We start from the raw sequence: 21488 nt of genomic DNA on the forward strand, positions 1-21488 counted from the left end.
CGCGTCAAGCCGACGGCGCGCGGGCCGCTTCCGGCTCGGGCTCCCGGTTGGGCGCGGGAAGCTGCAATTGCGGTGGCGCGGTCGGCGCCGCCGCGACATCGCCCAGCGGGCGAATCCGCAGCCGCGTGATGCGGTTCTTCTCGCGTTTCAGGACGACGAAGCGCATTCCGTGGAAGGTGAAGGCCTGCTTTTCCTCGGGAATCATCTGGGCCTCGTGGATGACGAGGCCGGCAATGGTGGTCGCTTCCTCATCCGGCAAGTTCCAGTCGAGCGCGCGGTTCAGGTCGCGAATCGGGACGAAGCCTTCGACGACCACGGAGCCGTCGGCCTCCTGCTTGACGCCCTGCATCTCGACATCGTGCTCGTCCGCGATCTCGCCCACGATTTCCTCGATGATGTCTTCCAGCGTCACCAGGCCTTCGACCTCGCCATACTCGTCGACGACGATGGCGAAATGGGCCTTGCGGCGCAGAAATGCGCTCAACTGGTCCTGCAGCGTCGTCGTGTCCGGCACGAACCAGGGCTTGGACGCGACCTTCATGATGTCGATGCGGCCAAAATCGTTGCCGACCTCGTTGAGCGCGCGCAACAGATCCTTGGCGTGGATGACGCCGACGATATTGTCTGTCGAGCCGCGCCAGAGCGGCAGGCGCGTATAGGGGCTTTGCAGGATCTCGCGCACCACAGCCTCCGGAGCCTCGTCGGCGTTGACCGAGCGCATCGAGGTGCGGTGGACCATGATGTCGGAGACTTCCAGTTCGTGCAGGTCAAGAAGGCCGCCGACGCGGTCGCGGTCGTGCTTCTCGAGGCCGCCCTCGCGCTGCAGCACCTCGACGGTGCCGCGGATTTCCTGGTGCGCGGAGAGGAGATTGTCGTCGCGGCCCAGATGGATGCCGAAGAGGCCGAGCATCCCCCGGACGATGTAGTTCACCGCCACCGACAGATGGCCGAAGATCAACACCACGAATTGCGCGAAGCGAGACACGGTGAGCGCGAATTGCTCGGGCTTCGACAGGGCCCAGGATTTCGGCAGGATCTCCGCGAAGATCACGAGCAGAACGGTCATGCCGACCGTGGCGTAGACGACACCGGCCGAACCGAAAACCGTCAACAGGACGCTGGTCGCGAGCGAAGACGCCAGGATGTTGACGAGGTTGTTGCCTATGAGGAGCGCGCCGACCATGCGGTCCTTGCGCTCGATCAGCTGCGCGATGACACCGGCGCGCGCATCGCCATTCTGTTCGAGCGTGTGGAGGCGCGCGCGCGACACAGCGGTCACGCTGGTCTCCGTTCCTGAGAACAGGAAGGACATCATGATCAGAAAGATGATGATGGCGATCGTCAGGATCATGCCGGCAAATTCTCCGTCAGGAACGAAAGGACGTCGGCAGGCGCAACATCTTTTGCAATGAAGGCCCGGCCGATGCCGCGGGTGAGGATGAAGGTCAGCGCGCCGCGCGATACCTTCTTGTCCTGCGCAATATAGGTCAAAAGCGCCTCGGCGCCAGGAAGGCCGCCGGGAACGTCCATCATTTTCGTCGGCAGACCGACTTCGCCCAGATGCCGCTCGACACGATCCGCATCGGCCGGATCGATCAGGCCGAGGCGCGCCGAGAAGCGATGTGCCAGCACCATGCCGATCGCAACCGCCTCGCCATGCACGAGGCGAGATCCGTCATAACCCGTCGCGCCCTCGAGGGCGTGCGCGAAAGTGTGCCCGAGATTGAGAAGCGCGCGGTCGCCGGTCTCGCGCTCGTCGCGCGCGACGACGTTAGCCTTGGACTGGCAGGAACGCCGGATCGCCTCGACGCGGGCCGCGCCGCCGGCGAAGACGTCGCGCCAGTTCTCCTCCAGCCAGGCGAAGAAGTCGGGCTGGTCGATCAGGCCATATTTCGCCATTTCAGCATAGCCGGCGCGAAACTCGCGCGGCGGAAGCGTGTCGAGCGCGGCGGTATCGGCGATGACCAGCGCCGGCTGCTGGAAGACGCCGACGAGATTCTTGCCCCGCTTCGTATTGATGCCGGTCTTCCCGCCGACCGAGGAATCCACCTGCGCCAGAAGCGAGGTCGGCACCTGGACGAACTCCATGCCGCGGCGCACGATCCCGGCGGCAAAACCGGTCAGGTCGCCGATGACCCCTCCCCCGAGCGCCAGAACGCAGTCGTTGCGTTCGAAGCGGCCGGCAAGGACGAAATCGACGACTTCCTCCAGCCTCGGAAAGCTTTTCGTGGCTTCGCCCGCCGGCAGGACAAGAATTTCGTGAGCGATGCCGGATGCCTTGAGCGAAGCTTCGAGGCGCGGCAGTTGCCGGTCGGCGACGTTGACGTCGGTGACGATGGCAACCCGGGCGCGCGGAAGACGGGCGGCAAGGGCCGCTCCTGCCTCGTCCAGCGTGCCGGGGCCGATGAGAATCGGATAGGAGCGCGAGCCAAGCTCGACATCGACACGGCTCGTCATCTCAATCGACCTTCGTCATGCTCTGGTTCAATTTTGCGTTGACCGCCTCGATGATCTCGCCGGCAATGACGGTGTGGCGCGCATCGCGGCTCGTCACGGTCAGGTCGGCCTCGGCATAGACCGGATAACGGTCCTCCATCAGCTTTCGCATCATGGCGCGTGGGTCCGGCGTTTTCAGGAGCGGCCGGTTCTGGCGCCGCGCGACGCGCTCCATCAAAGTGTCGAGATCGGCCTTGAGCCAGATCGAAATAGCGTGTGCGCGAATGGCTGCGCGGGTGTCCGCATTCATGAACGCGCCGCCGCCGGTCGCGATGACCGCCGGGCCGTCCGCAATCAGGCGGGTCACGACGCGCTGCTCGAGCGCTCGGAACTCGACCTCACCATAGGCCTCGAAAAGTTCGGGGACCGTCATGCGCGAGACGCTTTCGATCTCGTGATCGCTGTCGGCGAAGGGGAGCTGCAGGGCCTGCGCGACCTTGCGGCCGACCGAGGTCTTGCCTGCGCCCATCAGTCCAACGAGAACAAGGGTTCTCGTGCCGATGCGGGCGCGCACGTGCTCGATCAATTCCGTCATCGCTGTGGCGCCCATGCCCGACTCCTCACGAGGGGTATCGACAGGAACGCGGCGAACGTCAAGGCGCATCGACGGGCGCGGGGCTGATACGACTTATGCTTGCACTCCCGGACGCCGCGTCCCATAAAGGTACACGCGAGCGCGGCGGCCAAACGGGAGACCGATGCCTACACTTTTCCGGTTTCTGATGACGCTCCTTATCCTGGCGGGGATCGTCTATGGAGCGATGTATGCGCTGGTGCTTTTCGTTGAGCCCAATCGCGGCGAAATGAGCGTGCGGATACCGCCGGAAAGGCTGCAGCCCCCTCGTTGAACCGAACTCAGCTCAGGATATTGAAGATGAGCGTGCCGGCGACCAGTCCGGCAAATACCAGCAGCGCCAGTCGGAAGTAGCCGTATGGTCCGTAATTCGGCCCGGGCGGCAAGGGCTCAGGGTTTTCGCTGTGGTGATCGCCCATGGCGAGACGCGCCGCACGTTCCAGATTCATCATGTGAGCGACCATATCCACCTCCTGCCTTGAACAGCAAAACGGACCACCGGATTTTCAGTTCCAGCGCGACGTCGCAAAAAAGAACGAACGCAACGGAACCCGTCCGGGTCGAAACAGTTAAAATGGCACAGTAAAGAGGCCTGACGCCGCCCCCCCCCTCCAATCGCCCCCTGGCGAACGGCTCTTTGCTGAAGAAGAAGCGTGGATCCCCCGAACACGTTCTTCACCCCTATAAAGCCGGCCCGCGTGGCCGGCTTTTTTTGTGCGGAGCTCGCGGGGTTCGGTTCAGATTTCGAAATTGCCTTCGGGTATGCGCAGGCGATAGTCGAGATAGCCGTCAGCGAATTCGAGCGAGGCCTCGCCCTCGACGGAAGCGGGCACGACCCGCTCGAGCGCGACGCTGCCGAAGCGCTTGTCACCGATCGCACTTTCGGAAACGCGCGTATTTTCATGCCAGTTCAACAGGATGGCGCGCTTGCCGTCCTCATCGTCTTCCAGAGCCGCCGACAGGCCGACATAGCCGTTCGGGCGCGACAAGGCCCCGTGGCTCAACGAGTTGATGACGAGCTCGTGCAGCGCAAGGCCAATGTGAAGTGCGGCGTTGGGGTTGAGATAGGGATCGACGCCCTTGAGCCGGATCGAAAAGGCTGGGTCCTCACAATAGCGGCTCACCTGCCCGGCGACGAGCTCATTCAAGGTGGCGCCGCGCCAGTTGGACGAGGTGACGAGGTCCTGCGAGGAGGCCAGCGACTGGATGCGGCCGCGAAAGCGCGTCAGAAACACTTCGATCGTGCCCGAATAGCGACCTGTCTGGGTCGCGATGCTCTGGATGATTGCGAGCAGGTTCTTCGAGCGATGGCTCACCTCGCGCAGAAGAGTGCGCAGGGTCTGCTCGCGATGTTTCTGGCTGGTCACCTCGACGATAGTCGAGACGATGCCACTAACGATCCCGTCGGACCCGCGCTGCGGATCTAGCCAGACCGAGAACCACCGGCCGCCGTCATCTGCGCCCTGGCGGAACTCGTAATGGGAGGGCTGGCCGCTGGCCATGGCCTGGCGCTTCATGGTCATGGCGACTTCGGCGTCGGCGGGAGCCAGGAACTCATCGTCCGAAAGGCCAGTAATCGATCCGCCGCGCCAGGACGACGGGAGATTGTGCGCCCAGCGCACCTTCAATTCCAAGTCCTGGGCGATGACAGCCACGCCAGCATTTTTCAACGCGGTCGCGAGCACACGCTCCTCGTCGATCATGTCAGCGGTCTCAAAAGTCACGCCCGAAATGCCCCCGGATAATGGCCGTGGTCCGTCCTTGGTCCGCTTAGCGGCCGGGTTGATAGTCGTTCATCCATCCTCAGTTGGCGCGTCGCATGAAGCCGGCAACCAACGAGACGCACAAAAGAACGACGAAAATGACGAACAGGATCTGTGCGATGCCCGCAGAAGCGCCCGCAATGCCGCCGAATCCCAGGGTGCCCGCAATCAGCGCCACGACAAGAAATACAAGAGCCCAGTATAGCATCAGCCTTCTCCCTAGAATGCCCGCCGCCATATCGGTTTCCAACGCGGTGCGGGTCAAGCTTGTTCCCGTGCGGACAGGAACTTGCCTGTCCGCACTTCCTCAACGTCGTCAGGCCGCCGCTTGCGACTGCCGGTCGAAGAACAAAGCCTGGCTGATGAGCGCTTTGACCATGTCGGGATTGAAGGGCTTGGTGACCAGGAAGGCTGGCTCCGGGCGCTCGCCTGTCAGAAGGCGCTCCGGGAAGGCGGTAATGAAGATGACGGGAACACTGGCCGAGGCCAGAATTTCGTTGACCGCATCGATGCCGGACGAACCGTCAGCCAGCTGGATGTCGGCCAGAACCATCTTGGCGTTGCTCGTCTTGAAGAGCGCCGTCGCCTCCTTGTGGGTGCGCGCCGTGCCCACCACGCGGTGACCAAGGCTCTCGACCATCTGTTCGATATCCATCGCGATCAGCGGCTCATCCTCGATAATGAGGATGTCGGTCGCGACCTGGCGGGAGATCTCGTCGCTTGCCTGGCCGAGAAGGCGGGAGAACTCCGCGTGCTCGACGTCGAGCACCTCGGCGGCCTCGCGCTCGCCGAACCCTTCGACGGCGACGAGCAGGAATGCCTGCCGTGGCAGGGGCGCCAGCGAAGAAAGGTTGGCCACGGCGCGGCTTTCCCAAGGATTGGCAGGCGCCTCGTCAGGTACGCGCACGGCGACGGACGAGAACAGCTTCGTGAAGATCTGATAGAGGGCGATCCGGTCGGTCGAGGCGGCCGGGAAGACACTCGGATCGGCGATGATGGCCTCCAGAGTGGCCGCGACGAGCGCGTCCCCACTGGTCTGGGAGCCGGATACTGCGCGGGCAAACCGGCGCAAGAACGGCAAGTGTGGCGCGATCCTTGCGGACAAACTCATGATTGGACGTCTCCCTCAAGACATAAAGGCAGGAAATGCGGATCAGTAGCGCCCTTCAAACTCGCCCGCAGCAAAAAAGTTCCCAGTCAAGGAACGATTAGTCGATGGTTTGCGTTTAATATCGATTTTGTGCGCCAGTAACGGCGCCGTGGCGGCCCTGCTCGGCGCGTCGCAGGCAACAGATGACAGGGGAAGCGACGCATGGCAATGGCCGCACGTTGGCACGACAATTCAGGGGGAACCGAGGCAGAAATGAAGCCGAACAAGGATCAGCCGGCCGCAACGGAGCGAGCGGAGCCGCTTGGCTCCAATTCCGAGATCGGGCGAAAGCTCAAACAATATTACGACGAACTCGTGACGGAAGAAGTCCCCGACCGATTCGCCGATCTTTTGAGGCAACTCGAGGATCGCGAAGCTGGTACCAGCGCTCGCAAGGGAGACTGAGAATGGCTGCCGATATCGATTTCAAGACGGGGCTGCTCGGTGCAGTGCCGAGCCTTCGCGCGTTCGCGGTTTCGCTGTCGCAAAATTCCGACCGTGCCGACGACCTCGTCCAGGAGACGCTGGTCAAGGCGTGGGACAAGCAGTCCTCCTTCCAGCCGGGCACCAATCTCAAGGCGTGGCTCTTCACCATCTTGCGCAACGAGTTCTATTCGCAGATGCGCAAGCGCGGCCGCGAGGTGCAGGACAGCGACGGCGCAATGACCGCGCGGCTTGCCGTGCATCCCAGCCAGCACGGCTCGATGGATCTCGAGGACTTCCGCAACGCGCTCGAGCGTTTGCCAGAGGACCAGCGCGAGGCGATCATCCTGATCGGCGCGTCGGGCTTTTCCTATGAAGAGGCGGCCGAGATCTGCGAATGCGCCGTTGGCACGATCAAGAGCCGGGTCAGCCGAGCGCGCACGCGACTGCAGGAACTTCTCAAGGTCTCGGGAGAATCCGACTACGGTCCGGACTCGATCGCGGCCCAGGTGATGGGCTCAAACGCCGCCTGACGCTTCCCGGCCCTGCCTGGCATTCACCGCCTCGACGATGGCGGTGATGAGGGTGGGGCCGGCATAGGGCTTGCCAACGACACGCACGCCCGGAAAAGCCTCGAACAGGCTCTCGTTCTCGGCATAGCCCGTTGCGAAGACAAATGGGACGTTGCTCTGTTGCAGGGTCTTGGCGAATTCGACGGTGGATTCGCCCGCCAGCATCACATCGACGACGGCGACATTTATGCCGCGCTGATCGACTGGACGGTCACCCAGTTCCTTCAACGTGCGCAAAATGACTACCTCTTCGGCGCCATGGTCCTGGCACAGCTGCTCGACATCCATGGCAATGAGGAACTCGTCCTCCATGACCAGAATGCGCAGATCCTTGAGCGGCTTCTCCGACAAATTCATAGCTCCCGACATGCTGGCAATTGGCCTGCCGGACGGCGTCATGTCATTTAACTATGACATGTTCATGAGCTTTTGCGAATATATTTGAGGAGCTAATCCCTGGCCGCTGACAATGGCCGGCGGGCTCTCTATAGATCGTTTCAGGGACTGATTTTTTCCTCTACTGGAGCCGCTGGTGGCCGACATCGCAATCCGTTCGGCAAGGAAGTACCCTTGCGAGAGATGCCCGCTTCACGCACGTGAAATTTTCCGTTCCTTTACCAAGCCCGAACTCGACTTCGTCAGCCGCTTCAAGAAGGGCGAACTGACAGTCGATCGCGGCGCGACCGTGCTTGCCGAGGGCACGCGCAACCCGCATCTCTACACGGTGCTGCAGGGCTGGAGCTTCCGCTACAAGATGCTTCCGGACGGGCGCCGGCAGATCGTCAACTACGCGATGCCGGGCGACCTTCTCGGTCTCCAGGGGACCGTGACGGGCGAAATGGAGCATTCCGTCGAGGCGTTGTCGCCGATGATCCTGTGCGTGTTCGAGCGCGATGAACTGCTGACGCTCTACCGTGAGCATCCCGAGCTTGCCTACGACGTTACCTGGCTCTCCTCGCGGGAGGAGTGCATGCTCGACGAGAACATGCTGAGCATCGGTCGGCGAAACGCTTCCGAGCGGCTTGCCTACCTCATCGCCTTCATCGTTCGCCGTTCGCAGGGAACGGGACTTAATACGACGAAGGAGCCGATCGAGATTCCGATCACCCAACAGCATATTGCCGACACGCTTGGGCTCTCGCTCGTCCACACCAACAAGACGGTCCGAAAGCTCGCTGAGCGACAATTGCTGCAATGGCGCGACCGGGGCTGCGTAGTCCTTGATCTCGAAGGGCTGGAACGCCTCGCTGACTGGTCGACCGACATGCATAAAAAGCCGCGACCCTTCATCTAGGGCGCTGTCAATCCGGCAGGCGCGGCTCGGGAGGTCCCCAGCCTGGGATGAGATTGCGCGCCATCGCGTAGCCGGCGAGCAGCGCTGGAATGGCGACAAAGCCGCCGATCGGACCCCAGATCCAGATCCAGAAGGTCAGCGCGATGAGCACGATGAACGGATTGAGCGTCATCATGCGGCCGATGATCATGGGCGTAATGAACTGCGCTTCCATGAGATTGACCGCCAGATAGACCAGCGGCGGCATCAGGCTGCCGGAGATCGTGTCGAAGGTGACCAGACCGACGGCAAAGAGAATGGCGGCCATGATCGCCGGACCGATATACATGACGAAGTTCAACAGGCCCGCGAGAATGCCCCAAAGCGCGGGCGACGGCACGCCGGCAAGCCACAGCACGCAGGTGACGGCCACCGCCAGGCCCATATTGATGGCAGTGATCGACAGGAGATAGCGCGACACCAGCGTCTCGATGTCGCGGAAGATGTGGGCCGTGCGCCAGCGCAGGCGACGGCCTACGCACAGCCGCAGCACAGCGAGGCGCGTTTCGTGCCGCGTGGCGATGAAGAAATATAAGGTCGCCATGAAGATGAGAACCTGTCCGCCGATCGCTGGAGCGACGGTGATCAGGCTGTCCATCGGCGAGTTCTCGTCGACAGAGACGGTCAGGCCGGTCTCGCCGGTCGCGCTGCGTAGCCCTTCCTGGATGTCGCGCAGCGCCTCCATTGGCTCGCGAAGCTGCGACATGCGCAGTTGCAACTCCTGCCACATTTGAGGACCGCGGTCCGCCCAGTAGGAAAGCGGCCCGACCAGGGCGAGCGCGACGAGGCACACGCTGAAGATAAACAGCATGAAGACCAGCACCGCGGAGATGTAAGGCGAAATGCCCCGCGCCTCGATGCGCGCCGCGACCGGCCCGAGCATCAGGCCGATGACAAGCGCGAATGCGACCGGGGCCAGTATGTAGCGCCCCATATAGAGGGCAAAGCAAAGGCCGACTAGGCCGAGAGCGATGAGCGCCACCTGTGAGCCGCGCTGGAGCACGATTTCACTGTTGGACTTGGGTGGCAGGCGCACGATGGGCGGGCGCTTTTCATATCTCGATGGGGACACAAGTTTTCTCCGGCAACCGTCCGCAACGCGGTTCGGGATAATTTCGTTCCTGCTTATGCAAGGCTGGAACTGGACGCGCACGCACACGTTGAATGGACGGCAACACGAGTAACAGGAGAGAGATCCATGGCTTCACCCACCACGAGCGCCAAGATTCAGAACAATGATGCGAAGACGAAGGCCGAACTCGAGGCCGAGGTCGAGCGCCTGAAGGGCGACGTCACCAAGCTCAAGGACCAGCTCAGCCAGACCGGCCAGCGGACCTACCGATCGGCGCAGCGCGCCGCTTCTTCGGGACTTGAGAGCGTCAAGGCGCGCAGCGAAGCTGCAATCGAGGATATCCGGGGCCAGGCCAAGGACTATGAAGCGCAGCTTGAGGAAGCCGTTCGCGAGAAGCCGATTTCCTCGCTTGCGATCGCGGCCGGCGTTGGCTTCGTGCTCGCACTCCTGACGCGCCGCTGAGGCGCGACATGCTCGCTACACTCATCGCATCCATCGTATCGGGCGAAACCGCCGACATCGTTGGGCGCACCAAGCGCGCGGCAATCGCCTATGCGATCGCCGGGCTGATGGTGCTCTTCGCCGTAATGTTCGGGCTCATCGCGCTTTATGTTTGGGTCGCTGGCCATTGGGGGCCGATTCCGGCCGCGCTGGCGCTGGCCGGTGCGTTCATCATACTCGCCATCCTGATCATCGTCATTCACGGGTCAGCCGCCAAGCGGCAGGCGCGGGAGGCGTCCAAGCGCCGCTCCGTCGACGCGAAGGCCATCGCGACCACGGCGGCTGTTGCGGCCCTGCCGGCGCTGCTCGCCCGCCGGGGCTCGGCCGTCGCCCTGATCGTTCCCGTTCTGGGGATGGTCGGCTACCTGATCTACAAGGAAAACGCAAAGCCGGCGCGCGGGCGCCCTGGGCGTGATCCTCTCAACCGACCGTAATGGAACAAAAGGGGTATCGCCATGGATGATAAGGTCCGAAAGAATGCGACCGAAGCCCGGCAGGGGCGAAAGGGAACACATGTTCTGACGATTCTGGTCGTCGCTCTCGTACTCGCCGGCATTGTCGGCTGGGCTGTTGGCCTCTTCGGCAGCGCTATCGAGCCGGAAGAGCCCGTGGGTGGCGCACCAACGGAGCAGCCGGCCGAGGCTCCCGGCGGCGTCGACACGCCAGTGACGCCGGAACCGGCAGAGTAAAATAAAAATCTGAGAAGATGATGGAAGGGCGCCCCGTGAGGCGCCCTCCTTTATTTCGGCTCAGCGATGCCCGGCCGCAAGACCTTGAGCGCGCCGGGGTGGATCTTCACCTCCACCTTGGGCTCGAGCTTGCACAATTCGCCGTCGATCACGCAGCGGAATCTCCGGTGGGAAGACAGGATGTGCATGGTGACCGACTTCGTCTGGTGGATTTCGACCTGCGCGTTCGTTACCCACTTTCCAAGCGCCATCTTGGCCAGAAAGGCAAACATCTCGCGGCGCGAACGCGCCTTGGTTACATAGATGCCCAGCGTGCCGCCATCGGGCGTATCGGTATAGGGGATGTGGCCTTCGCCATACAGGTTGTTGGTGATGCCGATCGAGGAGGTGCGCGCATCGACTTCCGTGCCGCCTGGCATTTCAAGACGCACACGGATTCGCGGCGGGTGGAGCACGGTATCGACGGCAGCCTGAGCGGATGCCCTGATCTTGCCGAGGCGCGATGCGAATTCCCGCTTTTCACGCAGGTGAACGAGCTTGGCGTGCATGCCGACCGAATACTGATGCACGAACGGCCGTCCGTTCGCGGTCGCTATATCGACGTCCGACACTGGCGCCCTGGCAAGCGCGTCGAGCGCCTGGCTGAGGTCGAGCGGCACCTGCAGGCTGCGCGCAAAGAGGTTCATCGTGCCTGCCGGCAAGACGGCCAGAACCTTGCCCGTGTTCATCAGCTTCGCCGCAGCGCCCGACACGCTGCCGTCGCCGCCGCCGATCAGGACGCCCTCGATCTTGTTGTCGGCAACGGCCCTATCGAGTTCGGCCTCTAGGTCCTTGCCTTGCACCAGCACGATGTCGGCGGAGTGCCCGCCGGCGGAAAACTTGTCTTGGATCTCGGTCGACAACGCATCGGTGTCGGCCGTGCGGAGCGTTCCGCCCTCGGAGTTCAGGATCGCCTTGAAATGCACCGCGTTGCCTTTCGCATCGTTCAGACGGCGGGAAAATGGGCGTGTGAGCCCCTTGTTCCGTGCCGTCTTCACGGAATCGCGAGCAACCGCCGATTTCGGCGGAACCAACTGTCGAAAAGTGGCGTTGTGACAATGTGAAAGGCCGCGACGCCCGCCCCCTGCGAAAAGTTCGGACATCGCGGCCGTGCAATGGAACATGCACAAGGAGAGATTTATCATGATCCGCACCCTTTTGGCGACTACCGCAATTGCGACGCTCCTTTCTACGGGCGCATTCGCCCAGACGACCGCCCCTGCAACGACAGATCCGGCAACCGCGCCGGCGACCGAAGCAGCTCCTGCCGATGCTGCCGAAACCCCCGGTCCTGAGCCCGTCGAAGGTCACCTGGCCTCGAACATCATCGGTGAAGACGTCTATAATGGCGTGGCTGACGACGCTGAGAGCATCGGCACCGTGAACGACATCGTGCTTGGCGCAGATGGCCAGGCCGCGCTTGTCGTGGTCGGCGTTGGCGGCTTCCTGGGCCTCGGCGAAAAGGACGTGGCGCTCGAATACGAAAGCCTTGAATGGGCGCAGCGTGAGGATGGCTCGACCTGGCTGATCGCCTCGACGACTCGCGAACAGCTCGAACAGCAGGAAGCATTCGACCGTGATGCCTACGATCCGGACGATGCAGACAGCATGGCTGCGACAGGTGCCGCAACGGGTGGCGCTGCGGCGACCGCGACGGCGCCAGCCGATGACGACGCTGCCGACACTGCCGGCGAGATGGCCGACGACGCGGGCGACAGCATCGCTGAAACCGCGGATGATGCCGAAGACGCCATGACGGACGACACGGCTGCGACCGACGACGCCGCACAGACCGACGGCATGGCTGCCGCTCCGGCTGACGGCGAAGACGATGCCGCGATGACCGACGATACGGCCATGGACGACGACGCTGCTGCGGCGGACGGCACGGCGACCGCCGCGATCGATCGCACGACGCTGACGGAAGTCGACGCCGCTGGCCTGAGCGCCGACGATCTGATCGGCACGACTGTCTACGGCGCCAATGACGAGAACGTCGGTTCGATCGAAGATGTCATCCTCGACGGGGACACTGTCGACGTCGTGACGCTCGAAGTGGGCGGATTCCTCGGTCTTGGTGACAAGGAAGTTGCCGTATCGATGGAAAACCTCGCCTTCATGACGGACGAAGACGGCGAGCTGTATCTCTACACCTCGTTCACGGAAGAGCAGCTCGAAGCTCAGCCGGAATATGACGAAGCGACGTTCGCCGAAGCACGCGACGAGCAGCTTCTGATCAGCCCCGCGAACTGATCGCTGGACGGCGAGCGATCGCCGGACTTCGAGACGGAAAGGCCCGGGATTTCCCGGGCCTTTTTCCGTTGCGCGCATATTACGGATGCGGCAGGGGCGCGAAGGGGCCGCGTGGTCCCTCATCGCTCAGTTCGCCGAGCGCCAGCGACTGGTCGAGATGCACCGCCCGCCAAGCGAGAAGCCGTTCAAGCATGTCGACCAAGATGTCACGATAGTTTGGGTCACGCGAGCGGTCGACGGTTTCGGTCGGATCGTCTTCCAGATCGAACAGGAGCGAAGGTCCGGCTGCGAAATGGACCAGCTTGTATCGCTCGCCGCGCAGGACCGCGAGATTGGCCGCGCGTTGGTATTCCGGCATGCGTTTCGGCGAGCCGCCCGGTCCGGAGCGAAAATCGAACTCCACATGCGCTTCGCAGCGCCAGCCATCGGGAGCCTTTCCATCCAGGAACGGAACGAGGCTCATCCCATCTAGCCAGGGCTGCGCCGGCAAGCCCATCAGGTCGAGAAGGGTAGGCAAAAGATCGACGGCCTCCGTAAATTGTGTGACCCCTGCTCTGTTCGGCTTGCGGCGCGGATCGCGGATGATCAGCGGCACGTGGTAGCTGCCGTCGAAATAGCCGCCCTTGCCAAGCAGATGATGGTCGCCCATCAGTTCGGCATGGTCGCTGGTCAGAACGACGATCGTGTCGTCCCACAGGCCAGTCGCCGTCAGATGATCGAACAGGCGGCCGAGCTGCGCGTCGACCTCCGAGATCATGCCGTAATAAAGCGCCTTGATCTGGCGGAAATCGGCGTCCGAAAGTTTGCGCACCTTGCCCTTGCGGCCGGGCAGGAACTTGGCCGTCTTCGTGCGGGCCAGCTCGGCGGCGACGAAGGGGTGAACATCCGCCTCGCACCCCGCATCGGCGGCGCGCGCGAAGCCGCCGCACTCAGCCGGATCGTACATGGTGTTGTAGGGCGCCGGGACGGCAAAGGGTGGATGCGGGCGGATGAAGGAAAGATGCGCGAACCAGCCATCCTCCTGCGCGCCATGCCAGCGCATGAAGGCTTCCACCATGAATGCCGTCTCGGTCTGTTCGGCCGAATAGACCGGCGGCGACGTGTCGATCGTCTTCGATCCGTTCGCGGGACAGTGGATGTCGGGCGATCCCATCGAAACGTCGATGCCCTGGGCGGCCAGCCAGGCGAGCCGCGGTCGCTGGTGCTCGGGCAGCAGCTGCCCGACCGAAAACCCCGGCAAGATTCCCTCATAGCCCCTCAGCGCCGGATCGTTCGCGTCCTGCATGCGCGGGTCGGGGGCGACGTCGGTGTAGCCGAACAGGGTCGGCTCGTAGCCGGCGCGGCGGGCGGCGCGCGCGAGGTTGTCGTGCCGGTTGTCGAGCGGCGTGCCGTTGCGGCAGACGCGGTTGTTCATCTGGTAGAGCCCGGTATAGATGCAGGCCCGTGCCGGCGCGCAGGGCGCGGCATTGGCAAAATGGCGCAGGAACACCGTGCCCTCGCCGGCAAGCCGGTCGACATTCGGCGTCTTCACGACCTGGTTCCCGGCGACCCCGAGCGCGTCGCCCCGCCATTGGTCGCAAGTGATGAACAGGATGTTGGGACGCGACTTCCGTTTGGCCATGAAGCTCTCCGATTGAACAATCTGGGAATGATTGTTCGACAATAGAGAACGGTCCATTCTGCCGAACGGTCTTCCAATCCGCCCCCGATGGCCGACATATGACCCATGGATAACGCACGGCGCAATCGCCGCTCAAGCCAGGGAAGGGAATCGACATGATCGACCAGATCAAGGGGCTCCACCACGTTACCGCGATGGCGCGCGACGCCCGCGAGAACAATCGCTTCTACACGGACACGCTCGGCCTTCGCAGGGTCAAGAAGACCGTCAATTTCGACGCGCCGGACGTCTATCATCTCTATTACGCCGATGGCGCCGGCACGCCGGGTACGGTGATGACCTATTTCCCCTTCCCCAACGCCGCGCGCGGCCGGCCGGGAACGGGAGAAGTCGGCACGACCGTATTTTCGGTGCCCGAGGGTTCCCTGCCCTTCTGGGAAAAGCGGCTGGCCGAGCAAGGCGTCGCCGGCATCAAGCCGTCGAACCGCTTTGGCGAGAACGTGCTGCGCTTCGAGGGTCCGGACGGTGACGGCCTGGCGCTGGTCGAGACGAGCGGCGATGGCCGTGCCCCATGGACCGGCAACGGCATTGGCGCCGACCATGCCATTCGCGGCTTCCGCTCGGTCTCCATGCGTCTGCAGGACACGGAACGTCAGGCCGAGCTCCTGACAGCGATGGGCTACAAGGAAACCGGCAAGGAAGGCGCGGTGCGCCGCTTCGTCGTCGAGGGCGGTAACGAGGCCAATGTCGTCGATCTCGAGGCCCATCCGCTGATGAATCCGGGACAGCAAGGCGCCGGCTCGGTGCATCATGTCGCCTTCGCGGTCGACAACCGCGACGCGCAGCTTGCCGTGCGCAAGGCCTTGATGGAAACGGGCCAGCAGATCACGCCGGTGATCGACCGCGACTACTTCTACGCGATCTATTTCCGCACGCCGGGCGGCGTCCTGTTCGAGGTCGCGACCAACGAGCCGGGCTTCGACCGCGACGAGGATGCCGCGCATCTGGGCGAAACGCTGAAGCTGCCAAAGCAGCATGAGCACCTGCGGCCCTACCTGGAACAGAATCTGCAGCCGATCGACGCGTGAGGCCAATATGACCACCGACAGCTACAAGCACCGCATCGAAGAGGGGCAAGCGAATGCCCCTCTCCTCTTCACCTTCCACGGCACGGGCGGCGACGAGCACCAGTTTCCCGACCTTGCCCGCGACCTGATGCCGTCGGCGACCATCGTCTCGCCGCGCGGCGACGTTTCGGAAGGTGGGGCGCTGCGCTTCTTCCGCCGAACCGCCGAGGGCGTCTACGACATGGAGGACCTTGCCGCGCGCACCGAACGCATGGCCGCCTTCATCGAGGCGATCGTCGCCGAGCGGCAACCGAAAGCGGTGCTCGGGCTCGGCTATTCGAACGGCGCGAACATCCTCGCTTCGGTCATCTTCGCACGGCCCCACCTTTTCGACGGCGCGGTGCTGATGCATCCGCTGATCCCGTTCCAGCCGCAGGTGGAGGGCTCACTTTCCGGCACCTCGATTCTGATCACGGCCGGACGCAAGGACCCGATCTGCCCGCCCAACCTCACGAACCGGCTGGAAAGCTATCTGCAAGGGCTTGACGCAAGCGTCGAGACGGTCTGGCACGACGGGGCGCATGAAGTGCGGCCGGCCGAAATCGACGCGGCGCGTCAGTTCCTGCGCCAGTGGCAGACCGATTGATGAGCGAGATCCAACGCGAGGATGCCGGCTCGAAGGGGCGCTATTTCTTCCGCGGCGCCAATGGCGCCGTGGCCGAGATGACCTATTCCAAGGTCGGCGCCAGCCAGATCATCATCGACCATACGGAAGTGCCCGAAGCCTTTCGCGGACAGGGCGTCGGGCTGAAGCTTGTCGAGCGCGCCGTCGCTGATGCGCGGGACGACGGCAGAACCATCATCCCGCTTTGCCCGTTCGCGGCGGCGCAATTCCGCAAGCATCCCGAATGGGCGGACACATTGCGGCGCTGATCGGCCTTTCCTTCGCACGAGAGCGCCATAGCTGATGAAGGCACAGACTGCGAAGGAGACCATCATGGAAAACGTCTACAAGAAGATCGAGATCGTCGGCTCGTCCAAGAATTCGATCGAGGATGCCATTCAGGGCGCCGTAGCGCGCGCCAGTTCGACGCTGACCAATGTCGACTGGTTCGAGGTCAGCGAAATTCGCGGCCATGTCGAAAACGGCAAGATCGCGCATTATCAGGTCGGACTGAAGATCGGCTTCAAGCTCGAATAGTCCCTGCCCGCCGTCTCGACGGGCGGGTCGCCATGACTGCTGCGATTGACCTTGGGAGCGTTTCACCGGGATCGCCGCTTCTGATACTGGGAATAAGCGGCACCTGAAAACGTTCGGCGAGAACACATATGCCTGTGCGGCGATCCTTTCTCGAGAAGACGGGCGATGATGGGCGTATCCAACGATATCGGCGACGAGCTCATCGCATTCCTGCCCAACATGCGCCGGTTCGCCCTGTCGCTTGCGCGCGCGCCGGACATCGCCGACGACCTGGTACAACAGGCCTGCGAGCGGGCGCTGGCGAACGCGGCGAGCTTCGAGCCCGGCACCCGCTTCGACGCCTGGATGTTCCGTATCATCCGCAACCTGTGGATCGACCGGACCCGCCGGCAAAAGACCGCCGGTCCGAGCGAGGACGTCCATGAGCGCCACGACCTCGTCGGCGAAGACGGCCAAAAGGTTGTCGATGCACGCCAGGCGCTGTCGTCGGTCAAGGACGCACTCGACACGATGCCAGGCGAACAGCGCGAGATCATCATGCTCGTGTGCGTCGATGACCTCTCCTACAAGGAGGCCGCCGAGGTTCTCGGTGTGCCGATCGGCACCGTGATGAGCCGGCTGGCGCGGGCGCGCAAACGACTTGCCGAATTGACGGGAATAAGCCCGGCGCCAGGTCGTTCTTCCAGTGCGACGGAAGCAAACCCATGAACGAGCCGATGACTTTCGATGACGCGACATTGATGGCGTTCGCCGATGGCGAACTGGACGAGGCGACGGCCACGGCGGTCGAGCGCGCCATGGAAGCCGACGACGCGCTGATGATGCGCGTTGCCGAATTCACGGAAATGCGCGCGGCAACACGCGACGCGTTCACGCCGCCCGAGCCCGTTCCCCCGGCGCTCGAAGCGGCGGTCCATGGCATGGTCGAGCGACATCGCGCGTCGCAGGCACAACCGGCGTCGAACGTCGTCTCGCTTGCAAAAGCACGCACCAAGCGCCTCGGCTTTGCGCAGCGGTCCTGGCAATTGCCGCTCGCCGCCTCGCTAGTAATCGCGCTCGGAGCTGGCTTCATCGCCTACCAGCTCGGCCAGACGCCCGGCACGGCGCCCGAGGGCTCGGACATTGCCGGCTTCTCCAGCGCCGAGATCGACGGCGTGCTCGACAACGCCGCATCGGGCGAGGAGATCGCTATCGCCGACGGCGCGGGCCGCGTGCGGCTGATCTCCTCCTTCAACGACCAGAGCGGCGCGCTGTGCCGCGAATACGAGGTGGACCGGAGCGCCAGTGCATCCGTGGTCGCCGTCTCGTGCCGCCAGGCAGGCGAATGGGCGATGCGGTTTGCGGTAGCGGCTCCCGCTGGCGGCGACGGCTATGCGCCGGCCTCCTCGCTCGATGCGCTCGAAGCCTATCTTGGCGCCATCGAAGCCGGGCCGGCGCTGACGGCAGAAGAAGAACGCGCCGCCCTCGACGAGGCGACGCGCTAGAGCGTCCGCGCAAGCCCCGTTTCCACCAGTCGCGCAATGAGGCCGGCAAGATCGGCCTCGATGCGCGTGCGCGCGACATCGGGATATGCCTCGGCAAGTTCGTCGGCGAGGTCGAGCGGCGCGACCGGCGCCGCAAGCGCCTCCCAGATCGCCGCGCCGAGCGCATCGAGCGCGAAGATGCCGCCACCCAGACGGTCGGCGAGAAACGCGCCGCCATCCCCCATTGGCTGGAGGACGACGTCTTCGGCGCGCACGATGCGACCGGCGGGCAGGCTTGAAGGCGTCTGCGCACTGTCGTGCGATGAGACACGCGGCGTGCCGTGCCGAAGTTCGGACTGGGTCGTTGCTACATCGCGCGCGGCAAGATGCGCCAGCAATTCGCGGGCATCGGCAAGGGCTTCGTAGCGCAGGAGGAAGGCCGGGCAGTGGCTGGCCAGCCGGTTCATGCGCCGCAGGACGATGTCGGAAGGGGCGGCGTTGCCGAAATTCTGGACGAGCAGGACTTTCATCGCCTGATCCGGCGCGACCGCAAGAAGCTCCGACCGCACGCCACGAGCGTGCTCGAGAAACACGAAAGCATCTGCTTCCCGCCGTTCCCCGAACGGGGCAAGCCGCCCGGGCGGCAGCGTCAGGTAGCGATAGTGGCCGTCGTCCGGTCCCTTGTGGCGCCAGGCATGGAAGGCGAAGCGGCGGCCGAGCGCGCGCGGCAATGGCAGGCGAAGGCGCGGGCGCACACCAGAGGCGACGATCGCACCGAGTTGATCGCCCCCACAATCGACCGGCACGATGTCGTCAGCCAGAATCTGCGCGCCGTCGAAGGCGAGCGCTGCGGCCAGCGTGCTCTTTCCGGCGCGGTGGGAGGACGGGAAGATGAAATTGCGACCGGCGATCGACACCGCGCCGGCATGAAGGCAAAGCATCGAGGGATCCGTCTCGACCATTCGGTTCAGCAGGATGACCACGAGGCTGCAGGCGGCGCTCACCGCGCTCGGTTCGCTGAAGCGTCGTCGTCCCGGCTCGTCGATCATGAAGCCCGCCCCGGTTCGACGCACTTCGAGGAACGGTTTGCAGGCGTCCGAAACGGCGGTCCACGACCAGCCGCGGGTCACGCGTCTCAGGATCGCCAGTACGGGTTCGGAATCGACGAAACGCAGCGGGCGATCCACCAGCGCGCAGGAATGATTGGCAGGCATCGTGACGTCCCTCACGGATGACGACCGACCGGAGTGTACCGGCCGGCCGTATGTCGGTCATTGATCGCCTATCTGAAGCCGAACGCGCGGCCGATGCTGCGGCCCATGTCCTGCCTTCCGCGGCCGAATGAATCGATCGCCTGGCCGGCGCCACGGCCGAAAGATCCGCCGCGTCCGCCCGACCCGCGACCACCTGAGCCGCGACCGCCCGAGCCGCCGAAGCTGCCGCCCCCAAAGCCGCCAGAGCCGCCGCCGAAGCCGCCCCCGCCTGAACCGGCACCACCGCCGGAGCCGCCACCGCCGCCACCGGAGCCTGCCCCACCCCCGGACCCGGCGCCCGAGGCGCGAGCCTGGCTCAATTGCAGCAGCGCCGGTGCGCTGTAGGCAGCGGCGGCCAAAAGGCCGATCCGGCCAAGCGCGCGGCGACGGCCGAGCGATACGGTTTCGGCCTGCAGGCCGGGATTCCTTGAAGCGTCTTTCATCTTGACCTCCTGTTTCGTGGAAGCCGGCCGCACGTGGCGTCGCTGGCCGGTCACCATCGGCAAACGGCACGGTCACCGCTTTATTCCGCACGACAATTTTTGCGGCCAAGGGAGGAGGCCGTCGCGCGACGTTTGCCGACAAACAGCAGGACGGACCTGCAACGGCCGACACCGCCGCCCACAAGAAAGCCTCCCAGCCGCCACTGACCGCGTTCGCGCCGCGATGGCACGCGGCAGCGGCATTTCCTCGACGTCGCCTCGCCGGCGGACGGCTTTTTCTGGCCCGCAAAGGCGGGCGCGAAATTCCGGTCGCCGTTCAACTTGCCCGATTGCTGCCCTTGCGGAAAAGTAGTTAAGTCTAACTTGCCGCGGGCGAGATTGCGCGTTTCGTCATGTCACTGTCACGCAACGGCAGTAGCCGCATCGCAGGCGTCAAGAACGGCGTCTTTTCTCAGGGAGAACGGGTATGACGAAATTGGGGCGCATCCTGTCGGCAGTCGCCGCCGGGCTGATGGTGACAACGTCGATCTCATCGGCGCAGGACCTTGCCGAACTCGAAGCCGCGGCCAAGGAAGAAGGCATGCTGACGACCATAGCCCTGCCGCATGACTGGTGCGGCTATGGCGAAGTCATCGCCGGCTTCAAGGCGAGGTATCCCGAGATCACGGTCAACGAGCTCAACCCTGATGCCGGCTCGGCCGACGAGCTCGAAGCCGTGCGCGCCAACAAGGACAATACCGGTCCGCAGGCCCCCGACGTTCTGGACATCGGCTTCGCTTTCGGCCCACAGGCCAAGGAAGAGGGTCTGACGATGCCCTACAAGGTGTCGACCTGGGATTCGATCCCCGACAACGTCAAGGACGCCGACGGCCACTGGTATGGTGACTATTACGGCGTGCTTTCCTTCGCGGTGAACACCGATATCGTCGAGAACGTGCCGGCCGACTGGGCCGACCTGCTTAGCGACGAATACGCCAACTCGGTCGCGCTTGCGGGCGACCCGCGCGCCTCCAACCAGGCAATCCTGGGCGTACAGGCCGCAGGCATGGCGACCGGCGCCGAAGCGGGCGAAGCTTCCGGCAGGGCCGGCCTCGACTTCTTCAAGCAGCTCAACGAGAAGGGCAATTTCGTGCCCACCATCGGTAAGTCGGGCACCTTGGCGCAGGGCGCGACGCCGATCGTCATCTGGTGGGACTATAACGCCCTTTCCGGCCGCGATGCGCTCAATGGCAACCCGCCCGTGGAAGTTGTCGTGCCGGCCTCCGGTGTCCTCGCCGGCGTCTACGTCCAGGCAATCAGCGCCTACGCGCCGCACCCCAACGCCGCCAAGCTGTGGATGGAATATCTGTATTCCGACGAAGGCCAGCTTGGCTGGCTGAAGGGCTACTGCCACCCGATCCGCTTCAACGACATGGTCGAACGTGGCGTGATCCCGCAGGAACTGCTCGACGCCCTGCCGCCGGCCGAATCCTACGAGAAGGCCTATTTTCCGACCCTCGAAGAGCAGGAAGCGGCCAAGAACGTGATCACCTCGGGGTGGGACTCCACCGTCGGCGCGAACGTCCAGTAAAAGAC

28 protein-coding genes are annotated in these 21488 nt (G+C 63.9%); 15 read left to right on the top strand and 13 right to left on the bottom strand.

All coding sequences use genetic code 11. From position 1 onward, the window contains the following. Positions 1–4 precede the first annotated feature (4 nt). The 3 genes from GTK01_RS04690 to GTK01_RS04700 are packed head-to-tail and all read right to left on the bottom strand — an operon-like array spanning position 5 to position 3046. Positions 5–1351 (bottom strand): HlyC/CorC family transporter, encoded by a 1347-nt coding sequence (locus GTK01_RS04690; protein WP_252924686.1) that lies wholly within the window; start codon positions 1349–1351, stop codon positions 5–7. Then, a complete protein-coding gene (gene aroB, locus GTK01_RS04695; protein WP_252924687.1) occupies positions 1348–2457 on the bottom strand; it encodes a 3-dehydroquinate synthase in 1110 nt (369 codons plus the stop codon). The genes GTK01_RS04690 and aroB overlap by 4 nt, the downstream gene beginning before the upstream one ends. A 1-nt stretch (position 2458) precedes the next feature. Beyond that, positions 2459–3046, bottom strand: a complete 588-nt coding sequence (locus GTK01_RS04700; RefSeq protein WP_252924688.1) for a shikimate kinase — start codon at positions 3044–3046, stop codon at positions 2459–2461. Positions 3047–3194: 148 nt separating this feature from the next. Between GTK01_RS04700 and GTK01_RS04705 the strand changes: the two genes are divergently transcribed. After that, positions 3195–3344, top strand: a complete 150-nt coding sequence (locus tag GTK01_RS04705; RefSeq protein WP_252924689.1) for a histidine kinase — start codon at positions 3195–3197, stop codon at positions 3342–3344. Between the two features lie 7 nt (positions 3345–3351). Here the strand turns inward: GTK01_RS04705 and GTK01_RS04710 are convergent, their stop codons facing one another. The 4 genes from GTK01_RS04710 to GTK01_RS04725 form a co-directional block, all read right to left on the bottom strand. After that, positions 3352–3534, bottom strand: a complete 183-nt coding sequence (locus GTK01_RS04710) for a hypothetical protein (RefSeq protein ID WP_252924690.1) — start codon at positions 3532–3534, stop codon at positions 3352–3354. A gap of 273 nt (positions 3535–3807) precedes the next feature. Then, positions 3808–4794: an HWE histidine kinase domain-containing protein gene (locus tag GTK01_RS04715; RefSeq protein ID WP_252924691.1), complete on the bottom strand. Its 987-nt coding sequence runs from the start codon at positions 4792–4794 to the stop codon at positions 3808–3810. Between the two features lie 79 nt (positions 4795–4873). After that, on the bottom strand, positions 4874–5041 hold the full coding sequence (locus GTK01_RS04720) for a DUF1328 domain-containing protein (protein WP_252924803.1): 168 nt from the start codon (positions 5039–5041) through the stop codon (positions 4874–4876). Positions 5042–5149: 108 nt separating this feature from the next. Further along, positions 5150–5944 (bottom strand): response regulator, encoded by a 795-nt coding sequence (locus tag GTK01_RS04725; protein WP_252924692.1) that lies wholly within the window; start codon positions 5942–5944, stop codon positions 5150–5152. A gap of 252 nt (positions 5945–6196) precedes the next feature. Between GTK01_RS04725 and GTK01_RS04730 the strand changes: the two genes are divergently transcribed. Both GTK01_RS04730 and GTK01_RS04735 read left to right on the top strand, forming a co-directional pair. Next, positions 6197–6388, top strand: a complete 192-nt coding sequence (locus tag GTK01_RS04730; RefSeq protein ID WP_252924804.1) for a NepR family anti-sigma factor — start codon at positions 6197–6199, stop codon at positions 6386–6388. Positions 6389–6390: 2 nt separating this feature from the next. Continuing rightward, complete coding sequence (locus tag GTK01_RS04735; protein ID WP_252924693.1) at positions 6391–6939, top strand: sigma-70 family RNA polymerase sigma factor; 549 nt, start codon at positions 6391–6393, stop codon at positions 6937–6939. Here GTK01_RS04735 and GTK01_RS04740 read toward each other — a convergent pair. Next, entirely contained in the window at positions 6925–7329 is a 405-nt protein-coding gene (locus GTK01_RS04740; RefSeq protein ID WP_252924694.1) for a response regulator, read from the bottom strand. The two genes, GTK01_RS04735 and GTK01_RS04740, sit on opposite strands and share 15 nt — an antisense overlap. Positions 7330–7510: 181 nt before the next feature. On the opposite strand from GTK01_RS04740, the gene GTK01_RS04745 reads away from it, so the two are divergent. Continuing rightward, on the top strand, positions 7511–8272 hold the full coding sequence (locus tag GTK01_RS04745; protein WP_252924695.1) for a cyclic nucleotide-binding domain-containing protein: 762 nt from the start codon (positions 7511–7513) through the stop codon (positions 8270–8272). A 7-nt stretch (positions 8273–8279) separates the two neighbouring features. Here the strand turns inward: GTK01_RS04745 and GTK01_RS04750 are convergent, their stop codons facing one another. Further along, positions 8280–9383, bottom strand: a complete 1104-nt coding sequence (locus GTK01_RS04750) for an AI-2E family transporter (RefSeq protein ID WP_252924696.1) — start codon at positions 9381–9383, stop codon at positions 8280–8282. A gap of 126 nt (positions 9384–9509) precedes the next feature. On the opposite strand from GTK01_RS04750, the gene GTK01_RS04755 reads away from it, so the two are divergent. Genes GTK01_RS04755 through GTK01_RS04765 form a run of 3 tightly spaced genes read left to right on the top strand, consistent with a single transcriptional unit; the run spans position 9510 to position 10573 of the window. Then, positions 9510–9845: a YqjD family protein gene (locus GTK01_RS04755; protein ID WP_252924697.1), complete on the top strand. Its 336-nt coding sequence runs from the start codon at positions 9510–9512 to the stop codon at positions 9843–9845. An 8-nt stretch (positions 9846–9853) separates the two neighbouring features. After that, on the top strand, positions 9854–10318 hold the full coding sequence (locus GTK01_RS04760; RefSeq protein ID WP_252924698.1) for a hypothetical protein: 465 nt from the start codon (positions 9854–9856) through the stop codon (positions 10316–10318). Positions 10319–10339: 21 nt separating this feature from the next. Continuing rightward, a complete protein-coding gene (locus GTK01_RS04765) occupies positions 10340–10573 on the top strand; it encodes a hypothetical protein (protein WP_252924699.1) in 234 nt (77 codons plus the stop codon). Positions 10574–10623: 50 nt separating this feature from the next. Here the strand turns inward: GTK01_RS04765 and GTK01_RS04770 are convergent, their stop codons facing one another. Continuing rightward, on the bottom strand, positions 10624–11610 hold the full coding sequence (locus tag GTK01_RS04770; protein WP_371924268.1) for a diacylglycerol kinase family protein: 987 nt from the start codon (positions 11608–11610) through the stop codon (positions 10624–10626). Between the two features lie 145 nt (positions 11611–11755). Between GTK01_RS04770 and GTK01_RS04775 the strand changes: the two genes are divergently transcribed. After that, complete coding sequence (locus GTK01_RS04775; RefSeq protein WP_252924700.1) at positions 11756–12865, top strand: PRC-barrel domain-containing protein; 1110 nt, start codon at positions 11756–11758, stop codon at positions 12863–12865. A 79-nt stretch (positions 12866–12944) separates the two neighbouring features. Here GTK01_RS04775 and GTK01_RS04780 read toward each other — a convergent pair whose 3' ends face one another. Further along, positions 12945–14486 (bottom strand): sulfatase-like hydrolase/transferase, encoded by a 1542-nt coding sequence (locus GTK01_RS04780; protein ID WP_252924701.1) that lies wholly within the window; start codon positions 14484–14486, stop codon positions 12945–12947. Between the two features lie 155 nt (positions 14487–14641). Between GTK01_RS04780 and GTK01_RS04785 the strand changes: the two genes are divergently transcribed. The 6 genes from GTK01_RS04785 to GTK01_RS04810 all read left to right on the top strand — a co-directional run bounded on the left by GTK01_RS04785 (position 14642) and on the right by GTK01_RS04810 (position 18238). Further along, positions 14642–15574 (top strand): VOC family protein, encoded by a 933-nt coding sequence (locus GTK01_RS04785; protein WP_252924702.1) that lies wholly within the window; start codon positions 14642–14644, stop codon positions 15572–15574. Positions 15575–15581: 7 nt separating this feature from the next. Continuing rightward, positions 15582–16199, top strand: coding sequence for an alpha/beta hydrolase (locus tag GTK01_RS04790; protein ID WP_252924703.1), 618 nt, complete (start codon positions 15582–15584; stop codon positions 16197–16199). Then, positions 16199–16486 carry a GNAT family N-acetyltransferase gene (locus GTK01_RS04795; protein WP_252924704.1) on the top strand — a complete coding sequence of 96 codons (288 nt, stop codon included), beginning with the start codon at positions 16199–16201 and terminating at the stop codon, positions 16484–16486. Before GTK01_RS04790 ends, GTK01_RS04795 begins: the two co-directional genes overlap by 1 nt. 61 nt (positions 16487–16547) lie before the next feature. Next, a complete protein-coding gene (locus GTK01_RS04800; RefSeq protein ID WP_252924806.1) occupies positions 16548–16754 on the top strand; it encodes a dodecin in 207 nt (68 codons plus the stop codon). A 165-nt stretch (positions 16755–16919) separates the two neighbouring features. Further along, positions 16920–17462: an RNA polymerase sigma factor gene (locus tag GTK01_RS04805; protein WP_252924705.1), complete on the top strand. Its 543-nt coding sequence runs from the start codon at positions 16920–16922 to the stop codon at positions 17460–17462. Beyond that, positions 17459–18238, top strand: a complete 780-nt coding sequence (locus GTK01_RS04810; protein ID WP_252924706.1) for an anti-sigma factor — start codon at positions 17459–17461, stop codon at positions 18236–18238. The genes GTK01_RS04805 and GTK01_RS04810 overlap by 4 nt, the downstream gene beginning before the upstream one ends. Here GTK01_RS04810 and GTK01_RS04815 read toward each other — a convergent pair. After that, positions 18235–19431, bottom strand: a complete 1197-nt coding sequence (locus tag GTK01_RS04815; RefSeq protein WP_252924707.1) for a PqqD family peptide modification chaperone — start codon at positions 19429–19431, stop codon at positions 18235–18237. The genes GTK01_RS04810 and GTK01_RS04815 overlap by 4 nt on opposite strands. Positions 19432–19499: 68 nt before the next feature. Beyond that, complete coding sequence (locus GTK01_RS04820; protein ID WP_252924708.1) at positions 19500–19913, bottom strand: hypothetical protein; 414 nt, start codon at positions 19911–19913, stop codon at positions 19500–19502. A 511-nt stretch (positions 19914–20424) separates the two neighbouring features. On the opposite strand from GTK01_RS04820, the gene GTK01_RS04825 reads away from it, so the two are divergent. Continuing rightward, positions 20425–21483, top strand: coding sequence for an ABC transporter substrate-binding protein (locus GTK01_RS04825; protein ID WP_371924274.1), 1059 nt, complete (start codon positions 20425–20427; stop codon positions 21481–21483). Positions 21484–21488: the final 5 nt, after the last annotated feature.

Origin of the sequence: Aliihoeflea sp. 40Bstr573 (assembly GCF_024105655.1) — a bacterium.
In the GTDB taxonomy this organism is placed as follows: Bacteria; Pseudomonadota; Alphaproteobacteria; order Rhizobiales; family Rhizobiaceae; genus Aliihoeflea.

Coding starts and splice junctions, on each gene's coding strand:
- GTK01_RS04690 (WP_252924686.1), bottom strand. CDS start 1,351: ATGATCCTGACGATCGCCATCATCATCTTTCTGATCATGATGTCCTTC.
- aroB (WP_252924687.1), bottom strand. CDS start 2,457: ATGACGAGCCGTGTCGATGTCGAGCTTGGCTCGCGCTCCTATCCGATT.
- GTK01_RS04700 (WP_252924688.1), bottom strand. CDS start 3,046: ATGGGCGCCACAGCGATGACGGAATTGATCGAGCACGTGCGCGCCCGC.
- GTK01_RS04705 (WP_252924689.1), top strand. CDS start 3,195: ATGCCTACACTTTTCCGGTTTCTGATGACGCTCCTTATCCTGGCGGGG.
- GTK01_RS04710 (WP_252924690.1), bottom strand. CDS start 3,534: ATGGTCGCTCACATGATGAATCTGGAACGTGCGGCGCGTCTCGCCATG.
- GTK01_RS04720 (WP_252924803.1), bottom strand. CDS start 5,041: ATGCTATACTGGGCTCTTGTATTTCTTGTCGTGGCGCTGATTGCGGGC.
- GTK01_RS04725 (WP_252924692.1), bottom strand. CDS start 5,944: ATGAGTTTGTCCGCAAGGATCGCGCCACACTTGCCGTTCTTGCGCCGG.
- GTK01_RS04730 (WP_252924804.1), top strand. CDS start 6,197: ATGAAGCCGAACAAGGATCAGCCGGCCGCAACGGAGCGAGCGGAGCCG.
- GTK01_RS04735 (WP_252924693.1), top strand. CDS start 6,391: ATGGCTGCCGATATCGATTTCAAGACGGGGCTGCTCGGTGCAGTGCCG.
- GTK01_RS04755 (WP_252924697.1), top strand. CDS start 9,510: ATGGCTTCACCCACCACGAGCGCCAAGATTCAGAACAATGATGCGAAG.
- GTK01_RS04760 (WP_252924698.1), top strand. CDS start 9,854: ATGCTCGCTACACTCATCGCATCCATCGTATCGGGCGAAACCGCCGAC.
- GTK01_RS04765 (WP_252924699.1), top strand. CDS start 10,340: ATGGATGATAAGGTCCGAAAGAATGCGACCGAAGCCCGGCAGGGGCGA.
- GTK01_RS04775 (WP_252924700.1), top strand. CDS start 11,756: ATGATCCGCACCCTTTTGGCGACTACCGCAATTGCGACGCTCCTTTCT.
- GTK01_RS04780 (WP_252924701.1), bottom strand. CDS start 14,486: ATGGCCAAACGGAAGTCGCGTCCCAACATCCTGTTCATCACTTGCGAC.
- GTK01_RS04785 (WP_252924702.1), top strand. CDS start 14,642: ATGATCGACCAGATCAAGGGGCTCCACCACGTTACCGCGATGGCGCGC.
- GTK01_RS04790 (WP_252924703.1), top strand. CDS start 15,582: ATGACCACCGACAGCTACAAGCACCGCATCGAAGAGGGGCAAGCGAAT.
- GTK01_RS04795 (WP_252924704.1), top strand. CDS start 16,199: ATGAGCGAGATCCAACGCGAGGATGCCGGCTCGAAGGGGCGCTATTTC.
- GTK01_RS04805 (WP_252924705.1), top strand. CDS start 16,920: ATGATGGGCGTATCCAACGATATCGGCGACGAGCTCATCGCATTCCTG.
- GTK01_RS04810 (WP_252924706.1), top strand. CDS start 17,459: ATGAACGAGCCGATGACTTTCGATGACGCGACATTGATGGCGTTCGCC.
- GTK01_RS04815 (WP_252924707.1), bottom strand. CDS start 19,431: ATGCCTGCCAATCATTCCTGCGCGCTGGTGGATCGCCCGCTGCGTTTC.
- GTK01_RS04820 (WP_252924708.1), bottom strand. CDS start 19,913: ATGAAAGACGCTTCAAGGAATCCCGGCCTGCAGGCCGAAACCGTATCG.
- GTK01_RS04825 (WP_371924274.1), top strand. CDS start 20,425: ATGGTGACAACGTCGATCTCATCGGCGCAGGACCTTGCCGAACTCGAA.